Here is an 11,859-nt window from a genome sequence, read left to right as displayed (position 1 = left end):
TCAAACATGTTCTCTGGCGGGCATACGATATCCCTTAAAACCAACGAAGGGAAAGAGGTCAAATTTGAAATCGATGACGGGGAAATGGAGAGTGCTTACAAAGAGGCCGTTAGCACCGTTCTGCTAAGACACATGCTTCTTAGCGAAGATGGGTTTGATGACGTTAAAAAGAAAGCGTTGGAATATATAGATAAACACAGAAAAGATAAAATTAAAAAATCTGTTAAAAAAATGGGTGAGCAAATGCAGGAAATAGCTAAAAAAGAAAATGAATGATAATTTACTACCAGGTGATTACAGATCAGGAAACGGCGGAGGAGGAAACATGGAAGCACGAGTAGCGAAACTTGAATCTGATGCTGAGTACATCAAGCGTGATATCCACGAAATAAAAGAAAACCTGAAAGATATCCGCTCTGATGCAAAAACAGACTTCCGCATGCTGTTTGGTGCGATTATTGCTGTCGCTTTGGGGCTGGCTGGATTAATGGCTAAGGGCTTCGGCTGGCTGTGATTTAAAACTAATTATTGAGGGTGGGGATGTGAAGAAGGTATTGATTGCGGTTATTGCAATATTGGCCTTGGTGAGTTGTAAGGAAAAAAGTGAGTTTTCCACTGATGCTCCATTTGGATTTGAATGGGGAGAATCTTACAATGATATCAAATCAAAAAATCTTAAAGATTTTGAATATGTTGGCAATGATGACGGAATCGTTATTGCTAAAACACACGAAGCACCCAAAGAAGTCACAATAGTACAAACATATTATCTGTACTTTGAAACATCGGTAGGCCTTGGTCTCATAAATGCCAGAACCAGAGAAATTTCTCTTTCTGAAGATAAAAGCCATGATTCAATAGTGAATGCATATAAGGCTGTGATGGAGCATGTTGAAAATAGTCTTAATGAGCCAACTCGCAGCAAGTCACAATATGACGAATTAATATCATATTGTATCAATAAGAACGATTGCTCACCCCTTGATGCTGAATATAAAACAAAAGATGCCACTATTAAGATTTCATTAGTTGTATCTAAAACAGGAAATAGATCCGCTTGGGTTTCCTTAAATTACTATAGGAATCTTGCTGGATAGATGTGTAATAAAACTATAAACAAACCCCGTCCTTGTGATGGGGTTTTCTTTTTTAAGGAGCCTACAAAATGGCAAACGTTGGTGAGATCGTCTATCAGGTAAGCATGGATGTTAAAGGTCTGCTTACTGGTGAACAGCAGGTCAATAAGGCAATGAGTGGGCTTGAACGGTCGTCAGGAAAGGCCACTGAAGCAATGTCGAAACTGGACACGACAGCAGCACAGGTTTCTACCGCGTTGAAAATGCCAACTATCGACAAACTATCGCGTGATCTGGCTCAGTTATCCGGCAAGATGGGAGCAAACTCAGCAGCAGCGGATAAAGCGGCGACGGCAAACAATAAATTTACCGGTGTCATTGGCACAGTGTCAGGCGCATTAGGTGCCGGTTACATTGGAAACATCGGCAGTGCCACGAACTCGTTACTGAGGCACGCTCAGGCGGCTATTGCTGCAACCGCTGCCGAAGTTGAAAATGCAGAGGCCATTAAAAGAGAGGCTGCGGCATATCAGGCATCTGCATCTCAAATGGCATTAGCGGCGAAAGCAAAAAAAGAAATGGCTGACGCGGCAGTTAAGGCAGCAGAGTCAGAAGTCGCCAACCTGTCAGGGTTTGAGGCATCAGTAGACGCCAGACAGAAAGAATTAGCGCTGATCCGCGACAAGCAGGTTATGGCAGTAAAAGAGGCAGAGAACAGTTATAAAATTCTCGCCAGCGAGGGAAATCTCCGCGAAGTACAAAAAGCAAAAAATGCGCTGTATGCCACCGAAGATAAAATCAAGAAGCACCTTGCCACAACCGGCAGAGAGGTTGAGCAGGTCGAAAATAAACTTACAGCAGCAAAAGCGGCTCAGGCCAAGGTTACGCAGGAATTAAATGCAGCCACAGCGCTTGAGCAGAAAGCTAAAACCACGGCAGCGGCAGCGAATGACACACTTGCTGCGGCTCAGGCAAGGGCAGCGCAGGCATCAACGGCTCAGTCGGTAGCAATGAATGGCCTGCGCAATGTTATGGCGTTATTTGGTGGGCCAACCGGTATTATTCTTTTAGCCGTCGCCGGAGTGTATGCACTCTATCAGGCTATGAGTGATAACTCAAAAATCGACGAATACAAAAACAAGATTAATGAAGCCATTCAGAAACTTGATGAGCTTACTGCGGCACAGGCTAAAGCAGCAGCAGAGAAGACAAAGCTAACCATTGAGCTTGAGACCAAGAATCTGAAGAATGTAGAGCAGGAAATTAAGGATACGCAGGCGCGCATTGATGAAATGATGTCAATGGGGCAGCAGCGGTGGCAACAGCAAAACCAGTATAGCGGTCTGATGTATTCGCAAGTTCTGGCTAACCTTTCCTCTAAATTGACAACGCTCAAAGGTGATTACGACACTTTGGGCTCGTCAGTATCAGACCTAACCCGTAAACAGCAAAAATTTACCGATGTTGGTAATGATCATGCCGGGATGACAGAAAGTCAGATTGCCGCAAATAAAGCATATAACGAATCAGCAAAATCACTGATCGAATCTAATGAATTACTCAGTAAAACGCTTGAAACAGGTTCGCCTGCTGCTGCGGAAATGGAAGTTGCTCTCGAGTCTCTCAGAAAAAAAATGATTGATATCGGTGTTGAGGCGGGAGATGCCGATATTGCCGTATCAAATTTAAGAAACCTGTTTGAAACAAAAGCAGATAATTCTTTTGAGTTAATGCTTAATTCAATAGAAGAAAACGTCACCGCACTTAAAATTGAGATGCAGGAGGGCGCCGTTGCAGCTGCGGAATACCGCGCAACATTAAACGCAACGGCCATGGGGATGACCGATGATGATCAGATAAACAGATACATCAGCGGTATGAAAAAATTAGCAGAACTTCAGCAACAACGCTCCGAGCAAAACAAAAAAGGCAGAAAGTCAGGCAGCAAAAAAGATACTGCTGCTGATGCGCTGAAAAAACAGGCGGAAGCGCTCGAACGCCTCAATACCGGCTACCGCGAAGGGTCGCTGGAAATGGCGAAGTACGATGCCGCCAAGTCACTCGGTGACAAAGCATCATCAGCACAAATCGCTCAGGCTGAAAAGCTGGTCGCAGAGAAATTCGCCATTGAGCAGCGCTCAGCAGACCAGAAAGCAGCACTTGATGCCAACGTGTTAGCCAAAGCAAAACAGACGCGTGACGATGATTTGGCGCAGCTTGAGCGGCAGCTAAAGGCCGGAGATGTGACGTTTGAGCAGTCGCAGAAGCGCCGGGCTGAAATTAACGCAGAGTATGCAAAAAAGGCAGCAGAGGAAAACGCGAAATCAGCGGTATCCCCCGTTCAGGAAATGGCGGCACAGGTTGATCCGGTTCAGGCGCTGGCAAATGAGCATGCTCAGAAACTGGCACTGATTAAGGATTTTGAGAATCAGAAAGTTATTACGGCGCAACAAAGCCTTGAATTAATGAATGCTGCAAATACTGAGTATGAGGATGCAAGGCTTAATGCTCAGTGGGAAATCTGGCGTAATCAGAGTCAGGCCAATCAATTCCTGGCTGATGGGCTGGATGCACTAGGCCAACGCTCATCCAACGTACTGACAGGGCTTGTTACCGGCACACAGAACCTTAATGATGCATTTCGTAATGTAGCGTCAACCATTATTGATGAGGCTGTTGGGGCGCTCGTTCAGATGGGGATGCAGCAGATTAAAAATATGGTTACTGAGAACGCCATGCGTAAGGCATCAAGTGCTCAGGCTATAGCTGACGCCACGGTAACAGGCTCTGCAATAAATTCCGCAATGGCACCCGCTGCCGCAACAACCAGCATTGCAACAATGGGGTCAGCAGCTACATGGGGGATGATGGCCATGTCATCCGCCATTCCGGCAATGATAGCTATCGCCGGTGCCCGTTACAACGGCGGCCCCGTTGACGCCAACAAAATGTACCGCGTTGGTGAGAATGGCCAGCCTGAAATATTCAAGGCATCGAACGGGCATCAGTACATGATACCAGGTGACAGTGGAAAAGTTATCAGTAACCGGCAGATGGGTGGTGGAGGCGGTATCAGTATGGGGGATATGCATTTCAATTTTCAGGTTCAGGCTCCCAATGGCATAACACAGAAGGAAGTAACAATGATAACCGGGATGGTTAAAGGTACTGTTTATGACATCCTGATGACAGAGATCAGGAGCGGTGCAATACAAGGTAATCAGCGCTATTAACAGCCACCAGTATGGTGGCTTTTTTAATGGAACAGATAAATGGAAGAGTTTAAATGGCGTCCTGAAGATGCCTACCAAATTAATAATGAACCGAAGGTCAGGGTCGCGAAATTCGGCAATGGCTACGAGCAGAGAGCCAAAGACGGAATCAATAATCACCTTAAAACATATAACCTGGCATTCATAAAACCGGTTTCAGCCGGGCGTGAAATAGATAACTTTCTCAGTAAGCACGGTGCCGTCGAATCATTCCTGTGGCTGACAGGGGATGACAGAACCCTGCGGACATTTGTGTGCCGTAACTGGCAGGTAACCAGAAAGCAGGCTGTCTGGCAGATTGATTGTGTGTTTGAGGAGGTGGTTGCGTGAGAGATATCCCATCAGATATGCGGATTGCGGTTACTCAGATTGAACAATCAGCAATGCTTAATTTGTATGAAGTGGATTTAAGTCGCTTCGGCGGGAATATATACCGTTTCCATGACGGAATGAACGGCTTGTTGAAACCGGTTATTTGGCAGGGTAATCGATATGACCCGTATCCGGTTCAGGTAACTGGTTTCAGCGTGACAGCGCAGGGGGCATCAGCAAGGCCGAAAATGACATTCGCCAATATTGACGGGTTGCTGACTGCAATCAATAACGATTATGACGATGCGCTGGGGGCAATCGTTATCAGACGGCAGGTTATGGAGCAATATCTTGATGCGGTAAATTTTCCGGATGGAAACAATCAGGCAGATCCGTCCCGGGAGGCTGTACAGAAATTTGTCATTGAGCAACGTGAAAATTCTGACTCAGATTTCGTTACATATGTACTTGCGCTGCCGACAGAAACCGATAACGCGCAGATACCCGCCAGGGTTATTCAGGCTGATATCTGCCCGTGGCGGTATCGTGGACAGGATTGCGGGTATGACGGCCCTCCGGTTGCAGATGAAAAAGATCAGCCAACCAATGACCCGACAAAAGATCAATGCTCTCATAAGTACCGTGGCTGCAAACTTCGCCACTCATCAGTATTGCCGTTTGGCGGGTTTCTCGGTTCCAACAAACTAGGTTAATCCATGATTGAAGGTGACATTATCGCACACGCAAAAGCGGAAGGCGTGAAGGAGTCGTGCGGATTGGTTTCAGGAGGGATTTATTTCCCGTGTACCAATATTCACCCTGACCCGGAAAATTATTTTGAAATCAGCACGGAGGAATGGCTGAGGGCGGAGAGTCATGCAGAAGTGCAAGTTGTCGTGCACAGCCACCCTGGCGGACTGCCATTCTTAAGTGCCGGCGACAGAGGCATGCAGGTTAAAACCGGACTGCCGTGGTGGCTGGTTTGTGATGACCGGTTGCTTAAATTTAATCCGGTTCCGCGCCTGCTGGGGCGCGAGTTTAATCACGGCGTTCAGGATTGCTACAGCATTATCCGGGATGCTTACCATTTGTGCGGTATCGGTCTTGATGACTTTGATCGGCGAGATAACTGGTGGTACACCGGTGACAATTTGTATCTGGATAACATCAGCAGGCAAGGTTTTCACCAGGTTGATGAGATACAGGAGGGGGACGTTATTCTTATCTGCCTGGGTACATCAAAACCTTGTCATGCAGCGCTATATATCGGTAATCAGGAGATTCTTCACCACCGCCCTGACCGTTTGAGCAAGCGAGATATTTACGGTGGTTACTGGTTTAAATTCACACACAGCATATGGAGACACAAACAGTGGTCAGACTACAGTTTGCAGGCTATTTACGCCGATATGGACGTCGGTTTGAATTAGAGGTCAGCAGTGCAGGTGAGGCATTAAGATGCCTGTGTTATCAGATTGACGGATTAAAACGGGAAATAAACAGTGGTCAGTTCAGGGTGCGCGTTGCCGGTCGTGATATGACAGAGAGCAGCATCGCGACCGGATTAAATACACCGCTCAATGAAGGTGATGTTGTCACGATAGTACCGGTTATCGGTGGTGCAAAATCAGGCGGCTTCCTCGGAATTATCGGCGGAGCGGCGCTTATTGCCGGGTCATTCTTTATTCCCGGTGGTTTTCTGGCGACGATGACATCGACAGCTATGTTTGCTGCCGGTGTCGGGATAGCGGCAGCAGGGGTGGCGACCATGCTTACCAGAACACCGGGGGCACCTAACTTCAGCGAAAGTAATTCTGAAAGTAACCAGTATTTCAGTTCTCTCTCTAACAGAATAGGTCAGGGATACCCTGTCCCGCTTTGCTATGGAGAAATGGTTGTTGGTTCAAATGTTATTTCACAGGGGTTGGAGACAGAATAAATGGGCAAAGGCGGCGGCGGTGGAAGCACACCAAGACTGGTTGATGACAATCTGAAAAATAAGCAATTCCTGAATGTTATTGATTTGGTGTCAGAGGGTCCTGTTGAAGGGCCGGTTGGCGGAATGCAGGGATTCATGTTGAACGGAACGCCGGTAGTCGATAAACAGGGTAATCCGAATATTCGCGGGGTTGAGGTTCAGTGGAAATCTGGCACGCAGTCTCAGTCCCCGCTTGATGGCTTCCCGTTTGTAGAAAAAGAAATACCTGTGAACGTGGAAGTGAAAAAAGAAACACCGATACTGCGTGCGGTATCTGATCAGGAGGTTGACCGCATCCGCTTTACGTTGGGTGTTTCTGCGCTGGTGAAACAGGATGATAAAGGTAATCAGGAAAATACTTCTGTTCAGATGCTCGTCGAAATTAATGCAGGCAGCGGATGGATGACAGAGAAAGAAATTACAATAGGCCCTGGGAAGATAAGCGGGCAGTACCTTGAATCGCATATTATTAATGCGCCAAAACAAAAGCCGTTTCAGATAAGAGTATCCCGCCTCACTGAGGATAGTAAAAGTGACCTTCTCAAAAATGGGACGGTGTGGGCCAGCTATACAGAAATCACAGATGCTAAATTCTCATACCCAAACTCCGCTGTGGTTGGTATGCGCATTGATAAATCTCAGTACGGCGATACTCCTAACCGTACATATCATATCAAAGGACTGATTGTTCAGGTTCCGGATAATTATGACCCGGAAACACGCAGCTATAACGGTATATGGACGGGAAGGTTTAAGCCTGCATGGACGGACAATCCCGCATGGATTTTTTACGATCTGGTGACCAATGAGCGCTACGGGATTGGCTCCATGATGGGGAGCTTTGGTTGTGACCGGTTTGCTTTATATGCGATAGCCAGGTATTGCGATGAAATGGTTTCAGATGGATTCGGTGGCAAAGAGCCGCGATTCACTTTCAATGCCTATATTACCTCACAGCGAAAAGCGAAAGATGTTATTGATGATTTAGCATCTGTATTTCGCGGTATGCCTTTATGGGACGGGTTGCAGTTAACCTGTTTTCAGGACAGAGCAGCAGATCCTGAATGGACATACACAAATTCAAATGTTATCGACGGAAAATTCAGCTATACATCAACAGCTAAAAGTGCAAGACACAACGCAATAGAGGTTTCATGGATTAATCCGGATAACGGCTGGCAGGAAGAGAGAGAATTCATACAGGATGACGGGCTTATCATCAGACTTGGCGGGCTTAATGTTAAGAAAGTAACAGCTTTCGGTTGTACCAGCCGGGGGCAGGCCCATCGTGTCGGTAAATGGATTCTGGAAACAGAAAAGCTTGAGACTGAAAGTGTAACATTCTCAACTTTCAGGGAGGGTATTAACTGTCTTCCGGGTGACATCATTGAAGTGGCTGATGATTCATTTGCGGGTTCAAAAGTCGGTGGCCGGGTTTTAGATGTTGTTGGCAGCAGAGTAAAAACAGATGCACCTATAAAATGGTCTTCTGGTGATAAGGGATATTTTGCCTACCTTGGCGGCAGCGGGAAGTTCATCAGAACAGAAATATCATCAGTAGATGGCGACATTGTTATCCTGAAGAGCGAACCAGCCGGACTGCAAAAATTCGGTGTGTTTTCTGTATCGAAAAACACGCTGATTACACGAATGTTCCGGGTTCTGACTATTACTGAAGATAAAGACGGTAACTATCAGTTTAACTGCATTCTTCACGAACCACAAAAAGAGCGCATTGTTGACGATGGCGTCGATTTCACCGGCAATCCATCGACACAAAATACGGTCAGGATTCCTGACATTGAGCGACTTTCAGTAGCCTATATCAATGACAGCTCTCAGGTGCAGGCGAGAGCTATGTGGGCCACAACAACAGTTAACCGAAATATTACTTACGTTGTCTCTGTTTATAAAAATGACAAGGTTGTCCTTACCGGCGAAACGTCTGATCTTGAATATTATTTCAACGGATTGGCCGCTGGGGAATATCTGGTTGGTGTACGCGGCAAAGATAAAAATGGAATGCTGGGAAGCGAGTCGAAAGTGCTGATGGTTATTGGTGCGCCAGCGGCCCCTTCGTTTATCAGGGTTGAATCAGGCTTCTTTGAAGTGAAATTGATACCACATATCAGTGCCCCGCACACACTGAATACCGAGTTTGAATTTTGGTTTTCCGGTGAGCAGAGAATCACCAACATTAACAACATTGAACAGGAGGCTGAATTCCTTGGCAGAGCAAAAGTATGGTCAAAGGGGCAGTTAAAACCGGGGCATGATTACTGGTTTTATGTTCGCAGTATTAATGAATACGGGAAATCGTATTTTGTGGAGGAAAAAGGACAGGCCAATAATAACACGCAGGAAATTCTGGATGTTGTACAAAAAGAGCTCGAAGACTCAGCTATCATCGAAGACCTGCAGTCTCAGGCGGATGATAACTTCGAGGCCATCATCAATAACGCCAATAACGCTTACGGCCAGTGGGGCTACTGGCAGCGCGAAAACGGCGCGATGAAAGCAGAAATCATCGAAGTGCGAAATTACACCGTCACAGAAACCACGGCACTTGCGGAGAAACTCGACGCGGTGAAGGTGACTGCAGACGACAGTTTCGCCATGGCACAGAACTCCATCCGGGCGCAGTGGGACATGGCCGCCGGCGAAGGATCTGTGGTTCACGATATGAAAGTTCGGATCAATTATCAGGGGACTGACTATTCTGCCGGCATGGTGATTGGCGCAGAGCTGAAAAACGGACAGGTGAGCACGCTTATCGGCTTTAACGCGCAGCAGTTTGCGTTCTATAACCCGGTGAATAAATCGATGGATTTGTTTATGTACATGAAGGACGGCCAGGTGTTTATCCGGGAGGCTTTTCTGGATGAGGCGTGGATAAAGAGCCTGCTGGTGATAGATAAGCTTCAGTCTGAAAACTATGACGCCGGTAAAAAGGGATTCCTGATTGATGCCAAAACCGGGAAAGCGGAACTTAACGATACCATTATTCGCGGAACGCTGTATGCCACAGATGGTGAATTCGCCGGGACCGTCTACGCACAACGGATAATCGGTGACGTTGTTACGGCCGGTATTTATCCTGCCGCGAGCGCAGGGAGTATATACGGTGACGGCGGAGACTGGACGACAGTTAAATCGACATTGACGTATGTCGGCGGTATGCCTTACGCCATCGCGCTGGTTTTACCAACTATCATTGTTGGTGTAGAGCAGTATCAGGGGTACCCCCTGGGAAAATTGCAGGGGACTGAGGTAAACATACGTATTGACGGCGTTGCGCAGTCTGTCGCCGGGTTTGGTGATGTCCGCTCAGCGGTTATTTTCATTTCTGCGGGAAGGCGTGATGTGAAAATAGAGGTTGAGTACCGTGTCAGACATACCGGTTCTGTCGGCGTTCGCCTGGCTTATGGCGTTGTTCTTGCCTGTAAGTACAATTCAGCGTCATTCAAATGATAACCGCTCTGGCGGTTTTTTTATGTCCGAAATTCGAGGAAAACCCATGATTTACACAGACGGCACTATAGCCATTAATGCCGGTTCACCGATTGTGACCGGTACCGGTACACAGTGGAAAAAGAACATTCACGGTGTGGCACCCGGCCAGCTTATCAGCATCGAGAACGGCACAGCACCTGTCAGTATGATGATCCGCGCGGTAAACAGTGATACCGAACTGGTGTTGTCATTCAATGCCCCGGTAACGCTCAGCGGCGCGAAATACTCCATCGCCACCACGGTACCGGACACCATTTCGGATGCAGCCCGTACCATGTCAGCCAATCAGGGCTATATCGTTTATTTTCTCCAGGCAATGCAGCAGTGGATGACAGACACCGGCCAGGTGGAAATTGAGCTGCCGAACGGCCAGAAAGTGACGCTGGACAGTGTTAAAGTGGTGAAAGATGCTATTAATGATCTTGGTTTGAGTATCGGTAAGGGATTATCTATCAATGATAATGGATATACAGAGATCTATCCGTCAGACAAAAATAAAGCAGGGCTTTGGCAAAGAATAAATACATCTGTGTTTGAGGTGCTCAGTGGTAGTACCGGAAAATTTTCCGTTGCGAATGACTCCGTAAAGATAGGCGGAACAATCAATGTTAAAACCAATACCCCCGGCAATGATCAGTCAAGGGTTGAAATAACATCACCAGATGGCAGATTTAGCATCGGTATGTGGGGGTATAACGATGGACGTACATTAGTTTCGTGCCGAAATACATCAGGGTGGTCTAACGTCAGTTTTGCAAATGTCGGAAGTGGCAGCGCCGCAGTAATCGGCGGGAATATTTATGTTGATGGCAGTGGTTACCTGAAAAAATCCTCCCCGATAATTCTTGTGTATCCTGGCGGCACGTTTGATACCAATGACGAATCCGAAGGTGCTGAAGTCAGCCGCACCGGCACCGGCCAGTATCACATTACCAGCATTCTTGGTTATAACTCAGATGGTGCATGGGGCGTAAACGGTGGTATCTCAGTACCGAAAGACAATAACGGCCTTGAGCTGGTTTATGTTGCTGATCGCGTCCTGGAAGACGGCAGTATTATCATCGAAACCTGTCACCGTCAGCATGCGCATTTACCGGAACGCTTCCAGAACTGGCGGTTGAAAGAAGTCACCCCGGAAGGTGAGCGTATTTTCTATCAGGACGGTGAACCGTGTGATCTGCCGGAATCCACCCGCCTCGATGTGCGTGTCGAAATGCCGCAGGGCTCAGTGTGGAATGTGAAGCAGCGTGAACTGGCTGAACAGATGGAGCGTGAGCAGGCAGAACGTGAAGCGCAGGAAAATAATTAGTTCTTCTCATACTCGAACCCGCGCGGAAACCTTTTCCCGATCTCCCTGTAGTGCTCCAGCCTCTCTCTGAAGTACTGGCGTAAATGCTCGGGCTGCTGGTTTTCTGTTTCGTACAGATCATACGGCAGTCCGAGTCTTTCTTTGTACGCGATACCGGCTGCGGCTAAATCGGCATTAATTTTGTCTTTTTCGTCTTGAGGCAGGTTGGCGATATTGTGCATGTTGGTTTTTGAGTGGTGGGTTATGATGGGAGTATAGCAGGGTGCTGGGATATTGGGACGAGTTTGGGACGCGTAACATTTTGCATGCTTGCGTATCAGCAGGTAACTTTATGCATCTTGGTGCGTGAGAGCGAGAAAAGATGCGGTGTAACGTGTTGTATTTTAATAAATCTTCGGT

General features: G+C 47.1%; 11 protein-coding genes. 10 read left to right on the top strand and 1 reads right to left on the bottom strand.

Annotated features, from left to right (window positions below):
* The 10 genes from X965_RS19625 to X965_RS19825 form a co-directional block, all read left to right on the top strand.
* A partial coding sequence (locus tag X965_RS19625; protein WP_172794100.1) for a hypothetical protein occupies positions 1 to 276 on the top strand: 276 nt, incomplete at its 5' end.
* 49 nt (positions 277 to 325) lie between these two features.
* Entirely contained in the window at positions 326 to 514 is a 189-nt protein-coding gene (locus tag X965_RS17950) for a hypothetical protein (RefSeq protein ID WP_036419539.1), read from the top strand.
* Between the two features lie 28 nt (positions 515 to 542).
* Positions 543 to 1,097, top strand: a complete 555-nt coding sequence (locus tag X965_RS17945) for a hypothetical protein (protein ID WP_036419527.1) — start codon at positions 543 to 545, stop codon at positions 1,095 to 1,097.
* Between the two features lie 68 nt (positions 1,098 to 1,165).
* Entirely contained in the window at positions 1,166 to 4,309 is a 3,144-nt protein-coding gene (locus X965_RS17940; RefSeq protein ID WP_051997393.1) for a hypothetical protein, read from the top strand.
* A gap of 39 nt (positions 4,310 to 4,348) precedes the next feature.
* A complete protein-coding gene (locus X965_RS17935) occupies positions 4,349 to 4,678 on the top strand; it encodes a phage tail protein (RefSeq protein WP_036419525.1) in 330 nt (109 codons plus the stop codon).
* A complete protein-coding gene (locus X965_RS17930) occupies positions 4,675 to 5,373 on the top strand; it encodes a phage minor tail protein L (RefSeq protein WP_036419523.1) in 699 nt (232 codons plus the stop codon). The genes X965_RS17935 and X965_RS17930 overlap by 4 nt, the downstream gene beginning before the upstream one ends.
* A 3-nt stretch (positions 5,374 to 5,376) precedes the next feature.
* On the top strand, positions 5,377 to 6,090 hold the full coding sequence (locus tag X965_RS17925; RefSeq protein ID WP_036419521.1) for a C40 family peptidase: 714 nt from the start codon (positions 5,377 to 5,379) through the stop codon (positions 6,088 to 6,090).
* Positions 6,018 to 6,599, top strand: coding sequence for a tail assembly protein (locus X965_RS17920; RefSeq protein ID WP_222598825.1), 582 nt, complete (start codon positions 6,018 to 6,020; stop codon positions 6,597 to 6,599). Before X965_RS17925 ends, X965_RS17920 begins: the two co-directional genes overlap by 73 nt.
* Complete coding sequence (locus tag X965_RS17915; RefSeq protein ID WP_253280787.1) at positions 6,600 to 10,109, top strand: host specificity protein J; 3,510 nt, start codon at positions 6,600 to 6,602, stop codon at positions 10,107 to 10,109.
* Between the two features lie 46 nt (positions 10,110 to 10,155).
* Positions 10,156 to 11,460 (top strand): hypothetical protein, encoded by a 1,305-nt coding sequence (locus tag X965_RS19825; RefSeq protein ID WP_051997392.1) that lies wholly within the window; start codon positions 10,156 to 10,158, stop codon positions 11,458 to 11,460.
* On the opposite strand, the gene X965_RS17905 is transcribed toward X965_RS19825, so the two are convergent.
* Positions 11,457 to 11,681, bottom strand: coding sequence for a DNA polymerase III subunit theta (locus X965_RS17905; protein ID WP_036419519.1), 225 nt, complete (start codon positions 11,679 to 11,681; stop codon positions 11,457 to 11,459). The two genes, X965_RS19825 and X965_RS17905, sit on opposite strands and share 4 nt — an antisense overlap.
* Positions 11,682 to 11,859 lie beyond the last annotated feature (178 nt).

Source organism: Morganella sp. EGD-HP17, from assembly GCF_000512315.2.
Classification (GTDB): Bacteria; Pseudomonadota; Gammaproteobacteria; order Enterobacterales; family Enterobacteriaceae; genus Morganella; species Morganella morganii.
This window is presented reverse-complemented; position numbering and strand designations above follow the sequence as displayed.

Coding starts and splice junctions, on each gene's coding strand:
- X965_RS17950 (WP_036419539.1), top strand. CDS start 326: ATGGAAGCACGAGTAGCGAAACTTGAATCTGATGCTGAGTACATCAAG.
- X965_RS17940 (WP_051997393.1), top strand. CDS start 1,166: ATGGCAAACGTTGGTGAGATCGTCTATCAGGTAAGCATGGATGTTAAA.
- X965_RS17935 (WP_036419525.1), top strand. CDS start 4,349: ATGGAAGAGTTTAAATGGCGTCCTGAAGATGCCTACCAAATTAATAAT.
- X965_RS17925 (WP_036419521.1), top strand. CDS start 5,377: ATGATTGAAGGTGACATTATCGCACACGCAAAAGCGGAAGGCGTGAAG.
- X965_RS17920 (WP_222598825.1), top strand. CDS start 6,018: ATGGAGACACAAACAGTGGTCAGACTACAGTTTGCAGGCTATTTACGC.
- X965_RS17915 (WP_253280787.1), top strand. CDS start 6,600: ATGGGCAAAGGCGGCGGCGGTGGAAGCACACCAAGACTGGTTGATGAC.
- X965_RS19825 (WP_051997392.1), top strand. CDS start 10,156: ATGATTTACACAGACGGCACTATAGCCATTAATGCCGGTTCACCGATT.
- X965_RS17905 (WP_036419519.1), bottom strand. CDS start 11,681: ATGCACAATATCGCCAACCTGCCTCAAGACGAAAAAGACAAAATTAAT.